At 65.6% G+C, this 21,556-nt stretch carries 23 protein-coding genes and 1 tRNA gene; 10 read left to right on the top strand and 14 right to left on the bottom strand.

The features are described from left to right. Window positions 1–4: 4 nt before the first annotated feature. On the bottom strand, window positions 5–814 hold the full coding sequence (locus ASD67_RS15730; protein WP_235535701.1) for an aldolase/citrate lyase family protein: 810 nt from the start codon (window positions 812–814) through the stop codon (window positions 5–7). Window positions 815–960: 146 nt separating this feature from the next. Here ASD67_RS15730 and ASD67_RS15725 point away from each other — a divergent pair, with 146 nt between their 5' ends. The 5 genes from ASD67_RS15725 (at window position 961) to ASD67_RS15705 (ending at window position 4,529) form a co-directional block, all read left to right on the top strand. Further along, window positions 961–1,623 carry a M23 family metallopeptidase gene (locus ASD67_RS15725; protein ID WP_235535700.1) on the top strand — a complete coding sequence of 221 codons (663 nt, stop codon included), beginning with the start codon at window positions 961–963 and terminating at the stop codon, window positions 1,621–1,623. A gap of 3 nt (window positions 1,624–1,626) precedes the next feature. After that, entirely contained in the window at window positions 1,627–2,142 is a 516-nt protein-coding gene (locus tag ASD67_RS15720; protein ID WP_056349243.1) for a sigma-70 family RNA polymerase sigma factor, read from the top strand. Window positions 2,143–2,194: 52 nt separating this feature from the next. After that, entirely contained in the window at window positions 2,195–2,398 is a 204-nt protein-coding gene (locus tag ASD67_RS15715) for a hypothetical protein (protein ID WP_056349241.1), read from the top strand. Further along, complete coding sequence (locus tag ASD67_RS15710; protein ID WP_056349238.1) at window positions 2,395–3,495, top strand: DNA alkylation repair protein; 1,101 nt, start codon at window positions 2,395–2,397, stop codon at window positions 3,493–3,495. The genes ASD67_RS15715 and ASD67_RS15710 overlap by 4 nt, the downstream gene beginning before the upstream one ends. 140 nt (window positions 3,496–3,635) lie before the next feature. Then, window positions 3,636–4,529 carry a hypothetical protein gene (locus ASD67_RS15705; RefSeq protein WP_056349235.1) on the top strand — a complete coding sequence of 298 codons (894 nt, stop codon included), beginning with the start codon at window positions 3,636–3,638 and terminating at the stop codon, window positions 4,527–4,529. A gap of 64 nt (window positions 4,530–4,593) precedes the next feature. Here the strand turns inward: ASD67_RS15705 and ASD67_RS15700 are convergent. The 12 genes from ASD67_RS15700 to ASD67_RS15645 all read right to left on the bottom strand — a co-directional run bounded on the left by ASD67_RS15700 (window position 4,594) and on the right by ASD67_RS15645 (window position 15,333). Next, window positions 4,594–4,670, bottom strand: a tRNA-Met gene (locus tag ASD67_RS15700). A gap of 87 nt (window positions 4,671–4,757) precedes the next feature. After that, on the bottom strand, window positions 4,758–5,237 hold the full coding sequence (locus ASD67_RS15695) for a 2'-5' RNA ligase family protein (protein ID WP_056349232.1): 480 nt from the start codon (window positions 5,235–5,237) through the stop codon (window positions 4,758–4,760). 219 nt (window positions 5,238–5,456) lie between these two features. Further along, window positions 5,457–6,215: an alpha/beta fold hydrolase gene (locus ASD67_RS15690; protein WP_056349230.1), complete on the bottom strand. Its 759-nt coding sequence runs from the start codon at window positions 6,213–6,215 to the stop codon at window positions 5,457–5,459. Window positions 6,216–6,245: 30 nt separating this feature from the next. Continuing rightward, window positions 6,246–7,163, bottom strand: coding sequence for an endolytic transglycosylase MltG (gene mltG / locus ASD67_RS15685; RefSeq protein WP_056351997.1), 918 nt, complete (start codon window positions 7,161–7,163; stop codon window positions 6,246–6,248). Window positions 7,164–7,484: 321 nt separating this feature from the next. Beyond that, on the bottom strand, window positions 7,485–8,744 hold the full coding sequence (gene fabF, locus ASD67_RS15680; protein ID WP_056349227.1) for a beta-ketoacyl-ACP synthase II: 1,260 nt from the start codon (window positions 8,742–8,744) through the stop codon (window positions 7,485–7,487). 181 nt (window positions 8,745–8,925) lie between these two features. Continuing rightward, on the bottom strand, window positions 8,926–9,162 hold the full coding sequence (locus ASD67_RS15675; protein WP_003039428.1) for an acyl carrier protein: 237 nt from the start codon (window positions 9,160–9,162) through the stop codon (window positions 8,926–8,928). Between the two features lie 44 nt (window positions 9,163–9,206). Next, complete coding sequence (locus tag ASD67_RS15670; RefSeq protein WP_056349224.1) at window positions 9,207–10,409, bottom strand: serine hydrolase domain-containing protein; 1,203 nt, start codon at window positions 10,407–10,409, stop codon at window positions 9,207–9,209. 31 nt (window positions 10,410–10,440) lie between these two features. After that, window positions 10,441–12,249, bottom strand: a complete 1,809-nt coding sequence (locus ASD67_RS15665; RefSeq protein ID WP_056349222.1) for a tetratricopeptide repeat protein — start codon at window positions 12,247–12,249, stop codon at window positions 10,441–10,443. Between the two features lie 484 nt (window positions 12,250–12,733). Further along, window positions 12,734–13,351: a hypothetical protein gene (locus ASD67_RS15660; protein ID WP_056349217.1), complete on the bottom strand. Its 618-nt coding sequence runs from the start codon at window positions 13,349–13,351 to the stop codon at window positions 12,734–12,736. After that, a complete protein-coding gene (locus ASD67_RS15655) occupies window positions 13,324–13,725 on the bottom strand; it encodes a VOC family protein (protein ID WP_056349214.1) in 402 nt (133 codons plus the stop codon). The genes ASD67_RS15660 and ASD67_RS15655 overlap by 28 nt, the downstream gene beginning before the upstream one ends. Window positions 13,726–13,738: 13 nt before the next feature. Continuing rightward, complete coding sequence (locus tag ASD67_RS15650) at window positions 13,739–14,296, bottom strand: DUF3617 domain-containing protein (RefSeq protein ID WP_162248598.1); 558 nt, start codon at window positions 14,294–14,296, stop codon at window positions 13,739–13,741. Window positions 14,297–14,370: 74 nt separating this feature from the next. Beyond that, window positions 14,371–15,333, bottom strand: a complete 963-nt coding sequence (locus ASD67_RS15645; RefSeq protein ID WP_056349207.1) for a TonB family protein — start codon at window positions 15,331–15,333, stop codon at window positions 14,371–14,373. 105 nt (window positions 15,334–15,438) lie between these two features. Between ASD67_RS15645 and uvrB the strand changes: the two genes are divergently transcribed. The 5 genes from uvrB (at window position 15,439) to ASD67_RS15620 (ending at window position 20,991) form a co-directional block, all read left to right on the top strand. Further along, window positions 15,439–17,625 (top strand): excinuclease ABC subunit UvrB, encoded by a 2,187-nt coding sequence (gene uvrB / locus ASD67_RS15640; RefSeq protein WP_056349203.1) that lies wholly within the window; start codon window positions 15,439–15,441, stop codon window positions 17,623–17,625. A 7-nt stretch (window positions 17,626–17,632) separates the two neighbouring features. After that, the gene (locus tag ASD67_RS15635; RefSeq protein WP_056349201.1) at window positions 17,633–18,601 is read left to right on the top strand and encodes a Gfo/Idh/MocA family protein; all 969 of its coding nucleotides are present in this window, start codon (window positions 17,633–17,635) and stop codon (window positions 18,599–18,601) included. A 158-nt stretch (window positions 18,602–18,759) separates the two neighbouring features. Beyond that, window positions 18,760–19,125 carry a type II toxin-antitoxin system RelE/ParE family toxin gene (locus ASD67_RS15630; protein ID WP_056349197.1) on the top strand — a complete coding sequence of 122 codons (366 nt, stop codon included), beginning with the start codon at window positions 18,760–18,762 and terminating at the stop codon, window positions 19,123–19,125. Then, window positions 19,100–19,390, top strand: coding sequence for an addiction module antidote protein (locus tag ASD67_RS15625; RefSeq protein WP_200938044.1), 291 nt, complete (start codon window positions 19,100–19,102; stop codon window positions 19,388–19,390). The genes ASD67_RS15630 and ASD67_RS15625 overlap by 26 nt, the downstream gene beginning before the upstream one ends. Before the next feature lie 95 nt (window positions 19,391–19,485). Next, window positions 19,486–20,991 (top strand): S10 family peptidase, encoded by a 1,506-nt coding sequence (locus tag ASD67_RS15620; protein WP_056349192.1) that lies wholly within the window; start codon window positions 19,486–19,488, stop codon window positions 20,989–20,991. A gap of 99 nt (window positions 20,992–21,090) precedes the next feature. On the opposite strand, the gene ASD67_RS15615 is transcribed toward ASD67_RS15620, so the two are convergent. Further along, entirely contained in the window at window positions 21,091–21,528 is a 438-nt protein-coding gene (locus ASD67_RS15615) for a hypothetical protein (protein ID WP_056349190.1), read from the bottom strand. Window positions 21,529–21,556: the final 28 nt, after the last annotated feature.

The raw sequence follows: 21,556 nt of genomic DNA, 5'->3' as shown, positions 1-21,556 counted from the left end.
GGACTCAGGCAGCGACGCTGGCGAGATGCGCGCGCTTGGCGACCGCGCTGCGCTCTTCCATCATGCGGATGCGCGGCAGGTCCTCGGCGGCGATCGCACCGTAATAGTCGCGCTTGTTCTGCAGCCAGGCGAGTTCGAACGCGACGGCGTTGGCGACCCCGGCGTCGAAGCTGGCGCTCTCGACCGCCGCGCCGTCGAACACGATCTTGCGCGTCTCGAAGCGGTCGAGCCGGACCGCGCGGACTTCGCGCAGCGCCGCCGCCGCCTCGACCGCGACCGAACCGCCGACGACGAGTTCAAGGTCGCGCTCTGTGCAGGCATGCGCCACACGCAGCACCGCATCGGTGATCGCGCGCTCGTTGATCGCACCGCGCGGCATCCCGCGCGACAGGGTGAAATCGACGCGGCCGAACACGATCCCATCGATCTCGCTCGCCAGCGGCAGCATCGCGTCGAGATTGCCGAGCGTGGTTTCGGTTTCGAGGTTGAACAACATGCGCGTGTCGCCGCGATCGGCGCCATAGACCTTGGCGGCGGCATCGACGAATTTCGAGAGCGCATAGGGCGTCTCGACCATCGGCGCGATGATGTAGTCGGCACCGTAGAGCTTCGAAGCGTGGAGGTCGGTGACCGCCTCGCAGCCGCCGATCTTGAGCGCGAATTTCAGGTCGGCGCGCCAGGTCAGTTCGAGCAGGCGCAGCAGTTCGTCGGGGCGCGTGCCCTCGGCTTCGAACTCGGCCTTGACCGCGACCACGCCATAGTGGTCGCGACCCCTTTTGAGCATGTCGAGCATGCGTTTTTCGGTGGAATTCATTTTCCGTCTCCCTTCGGTGCAAAGGCTGGTGACACAGCCGAAGACGAAGGAAGGCGGTGCATTCCGTAAGGATTTCAGCACAAAAATATTTCTGCTGGCCGATCCAAGGCTAGGCACGCGTCGTTCCGTCATTACAGGAAATGCCTGTGCCCCCGGCTCTTCGTCCAACCCTCGCCTTGTGGCTGCTTTGCGCCGCGGGAAGCGCGACAGCAGCCGAACAGGCGGTGCTTCCGTCGGGCGACAGCACCGCGGTGCGCGAACGCATGACCGGCTGGTCCGCGCCGCCGCCCGCGCCCGTCCTCGCACCGCCGCAACAGCAGCGCGCACCGTCCGCCCCCGCCCGTCTGCCCCGCCTCTCCTCGGGTTTCGGCACCCGCGTCGATCCGATCGACGGCAGCCACCGCGCCCACCGGGGCCTTGATATGCCCGGTCGCGCCGGGACGCCGATCCTTGCCGCGGCGCCGGGAACGATCGCCTTCGCGGGCCGCGCCGGGGGTTACGGCCAGATGGTCGAGATCGACCATGGCGGCGGTCTCAAGACACGTTATGCGCATCTGTCGCAGATCCTGGTGCGGCCGGGCGAAGCGGTATCGCGCGAACAGGCGATCGCGCTGATGGGGTCGACCGGCCGCTCGACCGGCAATCACCTGCATTTCGAGGTCCGGATGAACGGCCGCCCGACCGATCCGCTCGGCTGGTTCGGCAGCGCCCCCGCGCCCCGCGCCGCGATCGCCGATGCCCCGGTCGCGCCCGCCGCGCCGCATATCTCCGACTTCGCGCGCCGCCGCGCACCGGCCGAAGCGCGCTAGACGATGGAAGCGGGCGAAACCGCCAACGATCTGCAGCGGGTGCTGCTCGGCGAGCGGCCCCGGCTAGTCCGCTTCCTCGCCGCGCGCGGCGCCGGGGACGAGGCCGAGGATCTGTTTCACGACCTGTGGCAAAAGGTCGCCGTGCTGCCCGATCGCGCCGTCGACGACCCGCTGTCCTATTTGTTTCGCGCCGCCGAAAACCTGATGCGCGACATGCGCCGCGCCGCGATCAGCCGCGACCGGCGCCAGTCCGAATGGCACGGCCTGTCCGACGCGCCGCACGACCGGCCGGCGGGCGAGCGGGCGCTGATCGCGCGCGAGCAACTGACGGCGATCGAGGCCACGCTCGCCGCGCTCGGCCCGCGGGCCGAGCGAATTTTCCGCCGTTATCGGCTTGACGGCGCCGGACAGGCGGATATCGCCGCCGAATGGGGGATCAGCCTGAGTTCGGTCGAAAAGGACCTGCAAAAGGCCTATCGGGCAATTGCGGAGTTGAAGGCGCGCTTCGATGCGGAATAGGTCACCCGGCTTCGTCATGGGGTAAAATCCCGTCGAAACAGGGAAGTGGGGAATGCCGACGCATCCATCCGAGCTGAACGAGATCGCCCGCCGCTGGGCGATCCGCGTCGGCGACCCCGCCTTCGGCGATTGGGAGGCGCTGACCGCGTGGCTGGAAGCCGATCCCGCGCACCTCGCCGCCTATGACGCCGCGGTCGATGGCGAAACATGGGCCAGCGCGGCGCTGGCCGGCAAAAAATCCGCGCCGAAAGAATGAGCGAGCCGAGCACCCCCGCCCTGCTGAAGGATATTCTGGGTCGCCCGGCGCTGGCGACCATCGCCGATGCGGGTGTCGCCGCCTCGCCGCGCTTCGATCGCAAGGCGTTTCTCGCCGCCGCCTCGGACGGCCTCGACGCGCTGTCGATCATGGAACGGGTGCGCCATATCGCCGACGCGCTCGCCATCGCCCTGCCCGCCGACTATGCGGCCGCGCTGCCGATCGTCCGCGCGATGGCGCCGCGCCTGACCCACGGTTTCCAGGCGGTCTCGGTCACCGAATATGTCGCGCGCCACGGCCTCGGCGATTTCGAGGCATCGATGACGGCGCTCGCCGATCTCACCCGCCATGGCACCGCCGAATTCGCGATCCGGCCCTTTCTCGCCCAGGATGCGCCGCGCACCCTCGCAGTCATGCTCGGGTGGACGGCGAGCGCTGACGAGCATGTCCGCCGCCTCGCCAGCGAAGGCTGCCGCCCGCGCCTGCCCTGGGCGGCGCGCGTTCCGGCGTTGAAGGCCGATTCGACGCTCGGCGCCCCGATTCTCGAAGCGCTGAAAGCCGACCCCGCGCTCTATGTGCGCAAATCGGTCGCCAACCATCTCAACGACATCGCCAAGGACCGCCCGGACTGGCTGCTCGATCGCCTCGGCGGCTGGTCGCAGGCCGATGCCGCCACAAAGTGGATCGTCCGCCACGCGCTGCGCACGCTGATCAAGGCGGGCGACCCGCGCGCGCTGGCGCTGATCGGGGTCGGCCATGGCGCCGCGGTCACCGTACAGCGCTTTGCCGTCGAACCCGCGACCATCCGCCTCGGCGACCAGGTCGCCATCGCGGCCACCCTCGCGTCCGATGCGACCGACGCGCAGTCACTCGTCGTCGACTACCGCATTCACTATGCCCGCGCCGGCAGCAAGACCGCGGCGAAGGTGTTCAAATGGAAGAGCTTCGACCTCGCCGCCGGCGAAACCGCGGCGCTGGCGATCCGCCAGACGATCCGCGATTTCAGCACGCGGCGCCACCATCCGGGCCGCCACGCGGTCGACCTGATCGTCAACGGCCAAACGATGGCGACGAGCGCGTTCGAGATCGAAGGCTAACCCGCCGTCTCCCAAAATACTGTAATATTGGTAGCGGAGGGGCGAGTTCATCAAGCTCCCTGACGCGGCGATTGCCGTTCCGATTGCGGGCAATCGGTTGAACGGTTGTGCTCTCCACACCGAACTGCGAGCGTCGCATCATGATCAAGATAGAATCGATAACGGAACCGATCCCTCTCCCGGCTACGCCGGAAGGGTGGTTTGACTATGGCTACACTGCGTTGACGGATGGACGACTGGCGCTCGTTCGCACGCGCCAGGATGTTCATGTCGAACATATGCGTTGGTTGGAGGCGGTGAACGGCGGCGACCAGTCGCGGAAATATCCAAAGGTCTGGGGCGGCGACATGCGCCTGTCGATCTTCGATGGGGTTGAGGAGACCGATGTGGCAATCATGCCATGTGGGGCGCATCCGGTCGTTGACAGGATGCCGGATGGCAGGTGGCTCGTTGCCGGTTCCCGTGCCGATAAGGGCGAGAGAAATGGTCGCATCTACGCCGCTGATGGACGGAAAGAGCGCGACATGGCTCTCGGGGACGGGATCGAGAATTTGCTATGTTCGGCGGATGGCACCATCTGGGTTGGCTATTTCGACGCTTTGGGCACGCCGATCTGGTCGTTCAACGACCAAGTGGACGAAGATCACTCGATTGCCGACTCATATGCGATGACACTTGCCGGAACCGACCTGTGGGCGTGCTTCTACACGGACTTTCCAATCGCCCGGATCAGTGGGGGCAAGCCGGTGTTCTGGTCGAATAGCGTCGCTGGGGCGCGGGCCATCGCAGTGAAGGATGATATTGTGGTGCTGGGCGGCGGCTACGGCGACGATGCCAACCGCATCACAGTTGTAAAGCTCGACGGCAAGGCCAGCAGAGAGCTTGGCAGCTTACGCTATGCGACGGGCACTCGCAGCGCGGCCGGTCTACTTCAAGGGCGAGGGAGCGTCATTCACATCGTCAGCGATGGCATTTGGTCTAAGGTGCCCGTTTACAAAGCAATGGAGGCGATCAGCAGGGATCCCCATTATTGACTAAATGTCTTCTTAGCGTCGCGGCGATTGATCGCTTCGTTACGCTCGCCGTCAATGGGCCTGTTGGTAGCGGAGGAGGGACTTGAACCCCCGACACCCGGATTATGATTCCGGTGCTCTAACCAGCTGAGCTACTCCGCCCCGAAAGGCCGCCGCACCCAAGATCGGGCGGGCGAGCCGCGCCTATAGATAGGCGGTGCGCCCCGGTCAATATGCTCGCTGACCTCGTCAGCGCCTGCCGCGAAAATTGCGCGTGACCGCGGTTTCCCAAGGACCGCCGCGATAATGATGCGCGGCCAGTCCCACGATCGACAGCGGGCGCGGATGGAAATCGCGCCGCAATTCGGCGAGCAGCGCCCTCGCCTGCGCGGACTCGACCTTGTTCTGCACCGTGATGTGGAGCCGCGGGATGCCGCGATCCTGCGCCGACAGCGATCCCGCGAACCAGTCGGCGATATATTCGCGGATCGCGAGCAGTTCGGGGCTGTCGACGCGATAGGCGACCCCGCCACCGAGCGAAAATATGTCGCTCACCGTCGCGGGCGGCGGCCCGTCGGCGACAATTGCCTTGAGCAGCCGGTCGAGCTCGGCAAGGCACGACGGCGGCAGTTGGTGAAACAAGGTGAGATGCGCGCGGAGGACATTGCGCGCGGGCGGGAAATGGGCCTGCCGCAGCGCATCGAAAAAGCGCTGGTCGGCCGCACCCATCGTCGCGGTCACGATGATGGGCGCGGCACCAGCGACCCGGCCGGGAGGGGGGGTGGCCGGATCGCCGATCACGAACGGAATTGGGCGCGGCAGGGAGGAGGGGGATGGCCATCGTCCATGGGACACCCGTTCGGGATCGCCGCGCATGTGGTTCGCCGGCCCGCAAACTTCCAATCGATTTTGTTCGTCACAATAATCGTACAAAGCGATGACATAATATTATCCGGTGCTTAGCCCGCTCCAGAACGCCTTCAGCGCCGCGGCGACCTCGACCGGGCGCTCGGCGATCGCCCAATGCCCTGCCCCGTCGATCACCGTGAGCGGGGTGCCGGTGGTCGCCGCAAAGCGCTGCGCCACCGACAATTCCACATAGGGATCGCCCGCGCCCCAGACGAGAGCGCCCGCCGTCGGCAGCTTCGGAATATCGAGCGCCCAGTCGTGCGCGAAGCTCAGCCCCTTCGCCGAACGATAAAGTTTCAGGATCGCGCGGCGCTTGTCCTTGTTCGCCCATTGCGCCGCCTCCTCCGCCGCGATGTCGGCGGGCATCCCTGCCGCCGCCAGCCCTGCGGCGAGCTTCGCGGGCTTGCTGAGCGCCATGAACAATTCGCCGAGGATCGGCGTGTTCCAGATCCGCGCCAGCCGGTGCCCGCGATAGTCGGGGTCGATCACCGCGTTCGACACCGCCCAGCTGCGCAGCAGGTCGGGCCGCAGCATCGCCACCCGCTGCGCGATCAGCGCGCCCCAGTCGTGGCCGATGATGTCGATCGGACCATGCGCCGCGAACAACGCCTCGGCCTGCCCCACCGCCCAGTCGGCATATGCTTCCTTGGTCGCCGGAAAGCCCACGGGCAGCGGCGCGGTGAAGCCGGGGAGCGCAGGCACCGCGACGGGCGTGTCGCCGAGGTCGAGTTCGGCGAGCAGTGGTCGCCAGATCGCCGGGCTGTCGGGCACGCCATGGAGGAAAAGCTTTGCCGTCATACCGTCTCCCCTCGCCGCCGCCGATGCGAACTATTCGATCTCTCCGCGCTCCCGGCGCAGCGCGTACCATTTCTGCACATTGGCATTATGCTCCGACAGCGTCCGCGCGAAGATATGGCCGCCATCGCCCTTGGCGACGAAGAAGAGATAGTCGTTCGCCTCGGGGTCGAGCACCGCGGCGATCGACGCCTTGCCGGGGTTGGCGATCGGCCCCTGCGGCAGGCCGACCATTGCATAAGTGTTATAGCCGTTCACCGCCTGGATTTCGGAGCGCAATATGCGGCGGCCGAGCGGCTTGCCCTTGGTGATCGGATAGATGATCGTCGGGTCGGCCTGGAGCCGCATGCCGACACCGAGGCGATTGGTGTAAACCCCCGCGACGGTGCGGCGCTCGGCGGCGACGCCGGTCTCCTTCTCGACGATCGAGGCCAGCGTCATCGCCTCGTTGCGGTCCTTGACCGCGGTGCGCGGGGACCGCTTTTTCCACAAGTCGTCGAAGGCCCTGTCCATCGCCGCCTGCATCCGCTTGACGACGGCGGCGCGGCTTTCGCCGGTGGTGAAGGCATAGCTGTCGGGCAATATGCTGCCCTCGGCGGGCACCGGGATTTCGCCCTTCAGCCGCTTTTCGGCCATCAGCCGGTCCCACACCATGATCGACGGCATGCCCTCCGGGATCATCACCAGGCGCTGGATCGTCTTGCCCGACTGGAACAGCGCGAGGATGTCGCCCGCGTCCATCCCCTTTTCGATCTTATATTCGCCGGGCTTGATCGGCGCGTCGCCGCCGAAGAAGCGCGCCTCGTTGCGAAAGCTCGACGCCGACACCGCGCCCGCCTTTTCGACGATTTCGCCCGCTTTGGCGATGCTCGCGCCCTGCGGGATGACGACGACGGCATCGCGCGGCGCCCCGTCCGAGCAAGCGGCGAGCAGGAGGGCGAGGATCGCCATCGTCAGCCAGCGGAACGGATGCACTTTTCATTCTCCCGTCGGTCAGATGGCTTTACCTAAAGCCACAAAAGCCCCGCATGCACCGTACCGGATTGTGCCCTTTGTGGCTTTAACACCGGTTGCCCGGCGGGTCGTGCCAAGGGGTAAAGCATGGCGGGATAATGTAGGAAAGGCTTTTAATCCTCCCTGTCGCGCAGCGATGGGGAGGTGGCAGCGCGAAGCGCTGACGGAGGTGCGATGGCGCGACGTTGCCGGCCCCTCCACCATTCGCTTCGCGAACGGTCCCCCTCCCCATCGCTGCGCGACAGGGAGGATCGGGTATTAGTCTACCGCCTTGACGATCAGGCTGGCGTTGGTGCCGCCGAAACCGAAGCTGTTGTTGAGCGCCGCCTTGACGACGCGCTTCTTGGCCTTCCACGGCACCAGGTCGACGCCGTCGGTGCCTTCGTCGGGATTGTCGAGGTTCAGCGTCGGGGGGACGATCTGGTCGCGGATCGCGAGGATGCAGAAGATCGTCTCGACCGCGCCAGCGCCGCCAAGCAGATGGCCGATCGCCGATTTGGTCGAGCTCATCGACACATTGGCGATCTCGTTGCCGAACAATTTCTTGACCGCGCCGAGCTCGATCGTGTCGGCCATCGTCGAGGTGCCATGCGCGTTGACATAGTCGATATCGCCGGGGGTCATGCCTGCCTTCTTCAGCGCCATTTCCATCGAGCGATAGGCGCCGAAGCCCTCGGGGTGCGGCGCGGTGACATGATAGGCGTCGCCCGACAGGCCGTAACCGACCACCTCGGCGTAGATCTTGGCGCCGCGTGCCTTGGCATGCTCATATTCCTCGAGCACCACCACGCCCGCGCCCTCGCCCATGACGAAGCCGTCGCGGTCCTTGTCATAGGGACGGCTGGCCTTTTCAGGCGCGTCGTTGCTGCTCATGTTGAGCGCGCGCGCCTGCGCGAAGCCGGCGATGCCGATCGGGCAGATCGTCGCCTCGGCGCCGCCCGCGAGCATGATGTCGGCATCGTCGTCGCGGATCATCCGCGCCGCGTCGCCGATCGAATGCGCGCCGGTCGAACAGGCGGTGACTACGGCATGGTTGGGACCCATCAGGCCGTATTTGATGCTGACCTGGCCCGAGATCAGGTTGATCAGGCGGCCGTGGACGAAGTGCGGCGAAACGCGGCCCGGACCCTTTTCGGCGAGCAACAGGCTTTCGCTCTCGATGCCCGGCAGGCCGCCGATACCCGACCCGATCGAGCAGCCGGCGCGCAGTTTTTGCTCGTCGGTCATATCCTCGAGGCCGGCGTCCTCGATCGCCTGGCCCGCGGCGTCGATGCCGAAGATGATGAAGGGGTCGACCTGGCGCTGCACCTTGTGGTCGACGCGCTTGCCGGGGTCGAAACCATATTCATGGTCGGGTCCCTTGACCTCGCACGCGATGGTGCATTTCTGGTCGGACGCGTCGAAATGGGTGATCTGGCCCGCGCCCGATTTGCCGGCGAGCAGATTGGCCCATGTGGTTTCCACATCGGCGCCCAGCGGCGTCACCAAACCCAATCCCGTCACCACAACCCGGCGCATAGTCATTCCTTTCGTCGGTCCCCGTTCGCCCGGGACCCGGCAGCATCATCGGCGCCCTTTTAGGGAAAGCGGGCGCATAAAAAAAGCTTCCCGGTCTCTGCGCGCGAGCGCTCGGGACCGGGAAGCCGGAAACGCGTGGGCGGCGTCGCCGCCGCGTCCGGCCAGGCCGGACCGCAGGGCGTTAGCCCTTGTTCGCTTCGATATAGTCGATCGCATCCTTGACGGTGGCGATCTTTTCCGCCGCGTCGTCGGGGATTTCGACACCGAATTCTTCTTCGAACGCCATCACCAGTTCGACGATGTCGAGGCTGTCTGCGCCCAGATCGTCGATGAAGCTCGCTTCCTCGGTGACCTTGTCGGCTTCGACGCCCAGATGTTCGACGACGATCTTCTTAACCTTTTCGGCCGAATCGCTCATGCGCTATTCCTTTTCTGACTAAGCCGTGAATGTTGAAATTTGCCCTAGTGTGCGCCAGCGGGGCTGGCAAGAGGGCTGGCGTCGGGGTGCCCGGCGCGTGCTTTGTCGACCAATGCCTCCTCTGCGGCGCTATAGGCCGACCGCTTCCCTTTCTGCCCCTCCGGCACCTGTGTGACGAAATAGGCGATGCCTTGCCCGCGTTCAAGGTCGAACCACAATCCCGACCGCAAACCATAGGCATCGCCCGAATGACCAAGGCGCAGGCGGCCGTCGCCGAACAAATCGTCGCGGCACGCCGGATCGGCAAGCGCCGGGCCGCCATTGCTATGCATCGCAAGGCCATATTCGCAGAAAAAGCCGCCGGTCCCCTCGCCGCTCGTCGGATTCACCGGGGCCATCGCCTCCAGCCGGGCCAGGCTTTGGGGCTTCAGAAAGCCGCCACCGCGGCGAAGAAACATCACGCCGATCCGCGCCAGCCCGTTCGCCGAAATACGCAAACCGCCCTGCGGGCTGAACCCGGCACCATGACGGCCGAGACGATAGGTGGTCAGATCGCAGCTGCCGTCGGCGGCAGGCACGGCCGGACAGGCAGGCAGCCGCCTTTTCAGGTCGTCGCGCTGAACGCTGCCGTCGGCGCCGTACAGCACCACCGCGCGCGCAACCGCGCCGTCGCCGCACGTCGTCCAGTTGAAACAGGCGTCGAGCTTGAGCGGTTCGAGGACCAGCCGTGCCATCGCCCGGTCGAACCGTTCGCCCGTCGCCGCCTCGATCACCGCGGCGACCACCGGATAGTTCAGATTGGCATAAGCGAAATCGCCCCCCGGCGGTCGGGCGATGTCCCATGCCGCGGGATTCTGCAGGATCTTTTCCAGTTCGGTGCCGAGCGGCAGCGCATAGTCGACATTGTCGGTCAGCCCGGCGCGGTGGCCGAGCAATTGCGCCAGCGTCACCCGCTTGTCGGGATAGGCCGGCGCGCGCAGCCGCCAGCCGAGATAATCCGACACGTCGCGGTCGAGATCGAGCGTCCCGGCCTCGACGAGCCGCATCACCCCGAGTGCGACGACCAGTTTGGAAATGGACGCGATCCGTACCGGATCGTCGGCGGTCAGCAGCCGCCCGGCATCGCGATCCGCGGCGCCTTCGACGACCCGCGTTTCGATGTGGCCCTCGCGGTCGAACGCGACCGCGACCGCGGCGGGCGGAACCGGCGCGGCGGCGAGGGTCAGGGCGGCGATCGCGGTCAGCATCGGGCGATCCTGTTCGCCCGCGAACCCACTGTCAATTGGTCGCCCTGGCTGCGGCGGGCGGCGCCGCCGATCCCGGCCCGACGACACCCGATTCGCGCAGCGCGATCGACGCGCGCGCGATTACCGAGGGGGTGATCATGAACTGGCGCAGCACCATTTCGGGCGGCGCGGCGGCCGGCTGGCCGGTATAGTCGAGCAGCCGGCGCCACAATATCCGCGCTTCGTCGACCTTGCCCATCCGCGCCAGCACGACCGACCGCACCATCAGATATTGCGGTTCCATATTGCTCGGCGAGGGCATCCGGTCGAGCAGCGCCAGCGCCTCGGGCTGCTCGCCGCGCTGCGAGCGCAGGAAGGCGAGCGTCACCGCGGGAACCCCGGCGTGCGAATCGTCGAGCATCACCGAACGCGTCAGCAACGCCTCGCCGTCCGCCGTCAGCCCGCACGATGTCTTGAACAGCCCCATGAACCCCGCAAGATCGGGGTCATAGGGATTGAGCTCGACCGCGGCGTTGCCCATCGCCACCCCGCGCTGGCATTGACCGACATAAAAATGGGCGCGCGCCATCGCAAAAATTCCGGCCGCGCTGTTCGGCGCGGCCGTATAGGCGCGCCGGGCGAAATCCTGCGCCTCCGCAAAGGCTTGCTTACCCTTGGGGGTCGCGCGCAGCGGTTGCCAATCGCCGAAACGCAGCAACGACAGCGCGCCAAGCGGCACCGGATCGCCCGGCAGGTCGACGATCGTGGCACGCAGGCAACGGTCGACCCGCTGCGCCGCCACCGGAGTGCGCATCTGCCGCAACCGGTTGAACTGCGCGAGGCACGGGAAGCCCGGCGCATAATTGTTCGGCTCGCGCTGCAACTGGTCGCGCACGATGATTCCGTAATCGCCCGCCATCTGGGCGATCGCCGGCTCGAGCCCGCGGAACTCGGGAACATCGTCCTGCCCCAGCCGGATCTGCTGCGACCAGATCGCGCGCTCGTCGGCAACGCGGTTGAGCACCAGCGTCACGTCGACCGCACCGCCCTCGAGCGCGCGGACGATCGAGGCATCGAGGCGATAGTCGGCGGGGGTCTGCCGCGCCGCGGCGCCGGGACCGCGCGACGACAGCAATTGCACCAGTTCGAAACGCCGCAGCCCGTCGCGCAGCTTGCTGTCGAGCCCGCGCGCCATCGCCCGCGACGGCCCGGTGTCGCCCGCCGCCGGACTGCTCACCTCGATCGTCGGCATCGCGACGAAATCGGCGCCGAGCAAATGCCCGTCGGAACGGGCGAACCACCATCCGGCCGCGGCCGCGAACGCCAGCGCCACCACAAAACCCAGCCACAGCCAGATACCGCGCGGCCGCGATGCGGCGGCCTGCGCCGGCCTGGCGGGTACGGCGCTCCCGCCCGCGGCTTCCGGGACCGCCGCGCCGGCTGGCCCCTGCTCATCGTGCGGCGCGTCGGGCGCGTCGGCGCTCCGCGAACTCGGCGGCGCGGCGCGATGCTGGACAACGATCTCATAGCTGCCCTGCGGCACGCGCAAGCGGTGCAGCCACGGCGTCTCGGCATAATAACGGTCGAGCAGGTTGCGCAGCCGGCCAACCATCACGCGCGGATAGCTGTCGACCGCGGGATCGAAATCGGCACTGCGTCCCAGCGCCTCGGTCGCGATCGCATAGGCCTTGGGCGCGGTGCGATTGCCCTGCAGCCGGTGGTCGGCCAGATATTGAAGCAGGCGGGTGAGCACCGGCGAGCGCACGAACATCGGCGATTCTAGCAGGCGCGCCAGTTCGTCGGCGACGATCCGCTCGCCATCATCGCTGCTCTGGTCAACGCTCGCTTTTGTGCGGTCCATACTACCCCCAAATGCCCACAAGCGAGCTGCGGCGTGGTAGATACGCCAATAACGGGGCGCGACCAGCCGTTGTTACTTCTTTGTAACGGTAACAACGAAGGCGAGTTCCATAACATAATATTGCGCGGCGGCAAAGTGTGTGCGGAAAAAGCCCAAACAAGGTTAAAAATTCCTTAATGGATTGCAACAACCCGCTACGTGACCCGATGTAACTCGCCAACTTGTCCCATTTCGGGCATTCCATGATTGTGGCGACGTTGTCTTCATGACGTCGCTGTCTGGTCCGGGCCTTGGTCTGGCTTGACGAATTGAGGTTGGTGAATCGGCAGGTGCGAGCTGGTCCCTGGCGCCGGTCACATGGTTCGCCCGCCTCATACACAGAGACTTCGCCGGGCGGGCGAATAGCCCCACCTGTTTACCCGCCCGGCAAGTCCATTCATCATTCCACAGCCGAAAATCATGTGCGCGCGCCCTTGCCGGCGCATCATCGTCGCCTGCGCTGTGCATAAAGCCGCAGCGCGAGCGCGACAAGAAAGAGCGGCGCCAATATCCGCCCCTCGACATGATAGGCGGGGTCGGCGTGGATCGCCCGGCTCGCATAGCTGATGAAAAAGATCAGCCAGATATAATGGATGCCGATGCGATGGAGCCAGGTCCAGCCGCGCCCGAGCAGGCGCTGCGACGCGTCGTTCGACGTCAGCGCCATCAGATAGATCATCGCATAGGCCAGCGCACCCCCGACCAGCGTCGCGACCGGCCGCGGGCGAAAGGCGATGATGTTCACCAGCAGCGCGGCGAGATGGATCGTATGCGCCAGCGCGAAGCCCAGCCCCCATTGGCGGCGGCGCCTTAACAGCGCGGCGGTGATCGCCCCCGGCGACAGCCGCCACAGGGTCGACGCAAGATAGGCGACGAGAAAGAGCGGCGCGGCAACACGCGCGGTCCAGCGCGCCGCGAGCAGCGCCTCCTGCGGCGCCCCCTTGCCGGCGAGCAACGCCGCGCCGACCGCGACCAGCCCCGCCGCCAGTCCGATGAGGAGCGGCGTCCACCGCCGGTCGAGCCAGGCGGCGGCGCTCAGGCCGGGCCGATCCGAAAGGCGCAAAGCTTGTTGCCGTCGAGGTCGCGGAAATAGGCGGCGTAAAAGGCCTGCTCGCCTTCGTCGCCGCGCACCCCCGGCGCCCCTTCGCACGTCCCGCCGAGTTCGAGCGCCCTGGCGTGCAGCGCATCGACCTTGGCACGCTCGTCGACGACCAGTGCTGCCATATGGCCGTTGCCGCGATCCGCGGGCTGCCCGTCATAGGGCCGCGTCACCGCGATCCCCGGCTGGCCCCAACCGGTGCCGTACAACGTGAAACCGTTGGCCTCCGTATCCGACATGCGCATCAACTCGCTGGCGCCGATCGTCCCGAGCAGCGCGGAATAGAATTCCCGCGCCCGGTCCAGATCGCTGGCGCCCATGGTCACATAACCCAGCATGACTCGTCTCCCTTCAGATTTTCGCGACCGGCGCTTCGGGGACCGGGATGACGATATCATCCGGCCCGCACTCGCCCTTGCGTTCGCCGGTCACATGCCAGACCATCTTGCCCTTGACCGAACCATCGGGTTTGAGCCCGGTGATCGTCGCCGTCACATCCTGCGCGGTCGTGCCGCTTATTCCCTTGCCCGCGATCGTCATCGATCCGCTCGGCCCTTCGCATGTCGCGGAAAAATCGACATTCTTGCCGCTCGAGATCCGCCGTCCGAAACGACAATCGCCACCTTGCGAAGCCAGATCGGCGACACGCTTCGCAATATCCATCCGGTCGGCCAGTTCGGGCGTGATGCACAGGGTCGCGTTGCCCAGTTCGGCGAACATCGCGTTCAACTCTTCCCTGGCATTCGCCGGAGCACCTTCGCCGCTCAGTTCGAGAACCTCGATCTTTTGCGTCCAGCTGCCGGGCCAGGGCTTTTCGGGCGGCGCCTGTTCGGCCGCCCCCTTGTCGCCGCACGCCGCGAGGACGAGGCTGCCGGCGAACGCCAGAACCATGCCTCTTTTCATGGTCATTCCCCTGTCCTTCGAAATCATGATGCGATCATCCTCCCCATATCGTCCGGCTTGGCAATGCCAATATCGCGGCGCTATTTCGCTTTCTCGGCCATCCGCCGCGCGATCGGTCCTTCGACCTTCATGACGTCGACGAAAAGCTTGTCGGGCCGGGCCGCACATTCGAGCCGGGCCGCCGCAAAGCGCTTGTCGAACGCCGCCTTCTTTTCCTTGAACTGCGAAACCTGCGTCAGCATGCCCTGCGACAACGCGCTGATGCCCAGCATCATCGAATAGAATTCATTCTTCTCGCTCGCCGGCCAGTTGGCGGCCCACCAGCTTTCGTCGCGCGCGAACTGGTCGCAGCGATAGCGCAATATGCCGCCGCCGGGTCCGGGCGTGCGGTAATTGTCGAAGCTGAAGGGCACCCGCACCGGCAGCGCATAAGGCTGCCCCGCCCCATCGCGATAGGGACGATAGCGCGACGCGGTGGCGGCTTCGAGTGCCGCCGCGTCCAGCGAGGCCGACCGGCTGCTCTGGAATACGACCGCGTCGACCATCCGCCCGTCGGCACCGATTTTGCCGTCGATCACCACCTTGCCATGTTCGCCCGCCGCGCGTGCCGCATCGCTGAACACCGGCTCGACGCGCGTCACATACATGGGATGACCGCCCGCCGCTTCGAACGAAAAGGGCAACAGCGCGGGGACCGCAATCGCCTTGCCCGCCTTGTCGACCGCCGGGGTGAATTTCAGCCCGCGCGCCGCAGCCAGCGCCGACGCGTCGAGTTCGGGCGGCGCATTGCTGTACCGGATCGCCGCTTCGCTGACACTCCCCTCGGCGGTCACGATGATCGATATGCGTCCCTGCCCCAGCATTCCCGCCGCGCGCTGTTCGTCGCTATAGGCCGGCTGAAATTCGCCGATCAGCCGCGGCCCCCGCGCCATCTGCGCCTGGTTCGCGAGCGCCTCGACCATCGCCGGACTTTTCCCGGCTTCGACCGTTTCGGCGGGCGACGCGGCTAGTGCGGCGGCATCGCCCTGCAGCGTCATGGCCATGAAAATAAGCGGCAAAACAGACAGCGACACCCTATCCCCCTCGAAAGCCCGACCCCCTCGCCTTTCGGCCTTGGATTGGCGCCTATAACCTCCATATTGGCGGGGATGGCAATTCAGATTCGCACCTCGCTCGACGAAATCGATACCGCCCCCGATTACGTCCCCCACCGCCCCGCGCGCCCCGACAAGGTCGAGGGCGGCAGGGCGTTCGAACTGGTCAGCGAATATGAGCCGGCGGGCGACCAGCCGACCGCGATCCGCGAACTGGTCGATACCGCGCTGACCGGCGAGCGCGACCAGGTGCTGCTCGGGGTCACCGGCTCGGGCAAGACCTTCACCATGGCCAAGATGATCGAGGCGTTGCAGCGCCCGGCGTTGATCCTCGCCCCGAACAAGATCCTCGCGGCGCAGTTATACGGCGAGTTCAAGAGTTTCTTCCCGAACAATGCGGTCGAATATTTCGTCAGCTATTACGACTATTACCAGCCCGAGGCCTATGTGCCGCGGTCCGACACCTACATCGAAAAAGAGTCGAGCGTGAACGAGGCAATCGACCGCATGCGCCACTCGGCGACGCGCGCCTTGCTCGAACGCGACGACGTCATCATCGTCGCGTCGGTGTCGTGCCTCTATGGCATCGGCTCGGTCGAGACCTATTCGGCGATGATCTTCGACCTCAAGAAAGGTCAGGTCGTCGATAATCGCGAGATCATCCGCAAGCTCGTCGCGCTCCAGTATAAGCGCAACGATCAGGCCTTCGCGCGTGGCAATTTCCGCGTCCGCGGCGACAGCCTCGAAATCTTCCCCTCGCATTATGAGGACATGGCCTGGCGCGTGAGCTTCTTCGGCGACGAGATCGAGGAGATCACCGAGTTCGATCCGCTGACCGGTAAGAAGATCGCCAACCTCAACCATGTCCGCATCTATGCGAACAGCCACTATGTGACCCCCGGCCCGACGCTCAAGCAGGCGTCGGAGGCGATCAAGCATGAACTCGCCGAGCGGCTGAAAGAGCTCGAAGCCGAAGGCCGGCTGCTGGAGGCGCAGCGGCTCGAACAGCGCACCAATTTCGACCTCGAGATGATCGCCGCGACCGGCAGTTGCGCGGGGATCGAGAATTACAGCCGCTTCCTCACCGGCCGCCTGCCCGGCGAGCCGCCGCCGACCCTGTTCGAATATCTGCCCGACAACGCTTTGCTCTTCGTCGACGAGAGCCACCAGACGATCCCGCAGATCGGCGCGATGTCGAAGGGCGATCATCGCCGCAAGATCACGCTCGCCGAATATGGCTTCCGCCTGCCCTCGTGCATCGACAATCGCCCGCTGCGTTTTGCCGAATGGGACGTCATGCGCCCGCAGACGGTCAGCGTGTCGGCGACGCCGGGTACCTGGGAAATGGACCGCACCCAGGGTGTCTTCGCCGAGCAGGTGATCCGCCCCACCGGCCTGATCGACCCGCCGGTGTTCATCAAGCCGGTAGAAGAACAGGTCGACGACCTGATCATGGAGGCGAAGGCGACCGCCGCCGCGGGATACCGCACCCTCGTCACCACACTCACCAAGCGCATGGCCGAGGATCTGACCGAATTCCTCCATGAGGCGGGGCTGAAGGTCCGCTACATGCACAGCGACGTAGAGACGCTCGAACGTATCGAGATCATCCGCGACCTGCGTCTGGGCGTGTTCGACGTGCTCGTCGGCATCAACCTGCTGCGCGAAGGGCTCGACATCCCCGAATGCGGGCTCGTCGCGATCCTCGACGCCGACAAGGAGGGGTTCCTGCGCAGCGAGACCAGCCTCGTCCAGACCATCGGCCGCGCCGCGCGCAACGTCGACGGCCGCGTCATCCTCTACGCCGACCGCATCACCGGCAGCATGGAACGCGCGATGCGCGAAACCGACCGCCGCCGCGAAAAGCAGGAGGCGTATAACGCCGAACATGGCATCACCCCGACGACGATCAAGCGCAACATCGGCGACATCATCGCGCATGTCGCGTCGAAGGATCAGGTGACGATCGACATCGGCGAGGACAAGCCGGCACATATGGTCGGCCACAATCTGCGCGCGTACATCGCCGACCTCGAAAAACAGATGCGCGACGCCGCCGCCGACCTCGAATTCGAGCAGGCGGGCAAGCTCCGCGACGAAATCCGCCGGCTCGAAGCCGACGAGCTGGGCCTGCCGGCGGATCAACAAGTGGCGCCGCGCGTCGGGCGCTCGAACGAGGGCAAGCCGGGCACGCGCAAGGGGCGGTTCGGGAAGGCTAGCAAGACCAAGTGGGGCCGGTGACGACCCGATGGCCCTGATCCGCTGGGGCATGATCGGTTGCGGCGACGTGACCGAGCGCAAAAGCGCGCCCGCCTATCAGCAGGTGGAGGGTTTCGCCCTGCACGGCCTCTATGGCCGCACCCGCGCAAAGGCCGATGACTATGCCGCCCGTCACGGTGTACCGCATGTCTTCGATAGCGCCGAGGCGCTGATCAACGCCTCCGATATCGACGCCGTCTATATCGCGACCCCGCCCGACAGCCACGAGGCCTATGCGCTCGACGTCGCGCGCGCGCGCAAGCCCTGCTGCATCGAAAAGCCCATGGCACCCGACCACGCTGCCTGCGTCCGTATCCGCGACGCCTTTGCCGCGCGCGGATTGCCGCTCTTCGTCGCTTATTACCGCCGCACGCTCCCCCGCTTCCGGCAGGTCAAGGCTTGGCTCGACGAGGGTGCGATCGGATGCGTGCGCCATGTCCACTGGACGCTGACCAAGCCCGCCAGCCCCGCCGATGTCGAAGCGACCAACTGGCGCGTCGACGCGGCGGTCGCGCCCGGCGGCTATTTCGACGACCTCGCGAGCCACGGTCTCGACCTGTTCTGTTGGCTGTTCGGCGAGGTCGCCGACGTCGCGGGCTTCGCGCTCAACCAGCAGGGCCGTTACAGCGCCGCCGATGCGGTGACGGGATGCTGGCTGCACCGGGCGGGCGTGACGGGGTCGGGAAGCTGGAATTTCGGCGCCGCCGACCGCGAGGACCGGGTCGAGATCATCGGCAGCGCCGGCCGCATCCTGTTTTCGATCTTCGACGACGCCCCCCTGCGGCTCGTTCGCGACGGCACCGCCGTCGAGACGGTCGTTGCGCATCCACCGGTCATCCAGCATTTCCACGTCGAGGCGATGCGCGATCATCTCGCGGGTCGCGGCCCGCATCCCTCGACCGGCGAAAGCGCCGCGCATACCGCTTGGGTGATGGACCGGATCTTGTCGGCCCGCTGATCGCGGCGTGGGTGGCCCGCGCCGCGCGTCGGGCCGGGGACGCGCGGGGGCGGTAGTCCTGTCCATTGCGGCTGAAATTCTGGATTTCTATGGTGGCTGACGGCGGTAACATGGGGCACATTTAAGCGGCACGCTTCCCCGAGAAGGAAGATCGCCCCATGGATGAGCCAATTGACAAAATCCCAAATGTCCTTTATAAAGGACAAAGTATCGAAATCCGCCAGACGCTTCAATTTGAAAAGTGGCTTCGCGATTTGCGGGATCGACGCGCACGGTTCAGGATTGCTGACCGACTGAAGCGTTTCGCCGCGGGCAATGCCGGAGACACGAAATCTGTCGGTGACAATGTCCAGGAGCTGCGACTGGCTTTCGGGCCGGGTTATCGAATCTATTATATTTGGCGAGGCAACACGCTCGTCCTGCTTCTGACAGGCGGCGACAAAGATAACCAGGCACGCGACATCGCAAAGGCCAAGGAACTGGCAAAGGAGGCGGATGATGGTATTGAAGACGACGCCTTTTGACCCCGCCGAGTACATCGAAACGGCAGAAGACATTCTCTTCTATCTGGAAGCGGCGATGGAAGGGAATGACCCGAAGCATATCGCCAGCGCGCTGGGCGACGTCGCACGTTCGAAAGGCATGAGCGAGATTGCGCGCAAGGCAGGTCTCGGGCGGCAAGCGCTCTATACGGCGCTGTCGGACAACGGCAATCCGACACTGGAAACGCTGACCGCTGTGCTGGACGCGCTCGGGCTGCAACTGACAGTGCAGCGCAAGGCCGCCTGACACCCCTTCGACCAAAGCGTCGCCGCAGCCGACCGACACCCTTGCCCGCTCCCCGTGCCCGGATTAGCGTCCGCGCCTCAACCGGGGAGAAAATCATGAAATCGGGTCCGTCGCTCATCGCCCTGGCGCTCGCCTTTGCCGCGCCTGCCATCGTCCATGCGCAGGACGCGCCCGCCGACAAGGCCAAGGCAGAAAAGCCCGCCGACATCACCCCGCAGGTTCGCACAACGAAACTGAGCGGAACCTTCGGCGGCCAGCGGATCAATTATTCCGCGACGATCGGTGAGACGATCATCAAGACCAAGGACGGCGTGCCCGAAGTCGCGGTCGTCACCACCTCCTATATCAAGGAGCCGCGCGACCCCAACCGGCCGATCACCTTCCTGTTCAACGGCGGCCCGGGTTCGGGCACCGTCTGGCTGATGATGGGCGCCTTCGGACCCAAGCGCGTCGCCATCCCCGGCACCGGGGTCGACGACGGCGCGCCGCCCTATCCGATCGTCGATAATCCCGACGCCTTGCTCGACGTCACCGACGTCGTGTTCATCGACCCGCCGGGCACCGGCTTTTCGCACCTGATCGGCAAGGCCGACCCCAAGGATTATTACGGTGTCACGCAGGATGCCAAGCTCGTCGCTTCGGTCATCCGGCTGTGGCTCAACGACAATGGCCGCTGGAACAGCCCCAAATATCTCGGCGGCGAAAGCTATGGCACCACCCGCTCGGCCGCCGTCGCCAACGAGTTGATGAACGACACCTACAATGATGTCGCGCTCAACGGCATCATCCTGATCTCGACCGTGCTCGATTTCGCGGCGGGCGCCGACACGCCGGGCAACGAGCTGTCGCCGATCACCAACCTGCCCTCGATGGCCGCGACCGCGCTCTATCATGGCAAGGCGCAGGCCTCGTCGGTCGAGGGATTCGTCGAGGAAGCGCGGCAATGGGCGATCGGCCCCTATGCGTCGGCGCTGCTCAAGGGTCAGAAACTGCAGGGAGAGGAACGCGCCGCGATCCGCCGCGAGCTCGCGCGCTTTACCGGGCTTAGCGAAACCTATCTCGAACAGGCCGACCTGCGCGTCACCCCGCAGCGCTTCTACAAGGAATTGCTGCGCGACCGCGGCCTCACCGTCGGCCGCCTCGACAGCCGCTACACCGGCAAGGATTATGACAATGCCGGCGAAGGCCCCGACAACGACCCCAGCTTCTATGGCATCGACGCCTCTTATACCGCCGCGATCAACAGCTGGGCGCGCGACGGGCTCGGATTCAAGACCGACCGCGAATATCAGTCGATCGGCAGCATCGGCGGGCAATGGGACTGGCGCATCGGTGGCCGCGACACCAACGCCTATCTCAACGTCGCGCCCTATATCGGGCAGGCGTTGCGTGAGAATTCAGGGCTGAAGGTGCTGGTCGCGCAGGGCTATTATGATTTCGCGACGCCGTTCTTCGCCGCCGAATATGCGCTATCGCGCACCGGCATCCCGCAGGACCGCATCCACTACACTTACTACGGCGCGGGCCACATGATGTATATCCGCGACGAGGATCGCCACAAATTGTCCGAGGATGTGCGCGCCTTCATCCGGGCGCGTTGAGCGACGGTTGCTNATGGCGCGACGTCGCTGGCCCCTCCACCACCCGCTACGCGGGCGGTCCCCCTCCCCATCGCTTCGCGACAGGGAGGACCGTTCCGTTCAACGCAGCACGCCCTTCGCCGCCATCGCGCGGGCATAGAAGAACAGCGCGAGCAAGATCACCCAGACGGTGATGCTCGTGTAGAGCGGGATGTCGCCAAGCAATTGCTTCAACCGGTCGCCATTCTGCACGAGCTGGTAATAGCTTACTACCGCCAACCCTACTGCCGACACCATGAAAGCGGTCGGCGCATGGCGCGATCGCATTAGCAACAGCAGCGAACCGACGAAGGAACCGAAACCGCCAACTGCCCAGCCCAGATTGGCCCACGCCGGCGTCGACAGGAAAAAGGCGCGCTGCGCCTCATTATATTGCGACAGCCAGAATTCATTCTGCATGTTGGTCATCGTGAAATCGACCACCGGGAACAGGTTCCATAGCAGCGATAGACCCCCGACCACCCATAGATGCCAGGGTGTTTTGACCCCATTGTTCATATTCACCTCCCCCTCCAGAAAGAGGCGC

It is taken from the genome of Sphingopyxis sp. Root1497 (assembly GCF_001427085.1).
Classification (GTDB): domain Bacteria; phylum Pseudomonadota; class Alphaproteobacteria; order Sphingomonadales; family Sphingomonadaceae; genus Sphingopyxis.
Note: the sequence above shows the minus strand (reverse complement) of the source record. Positions and strands in the feature narration are given on the sequence as shown.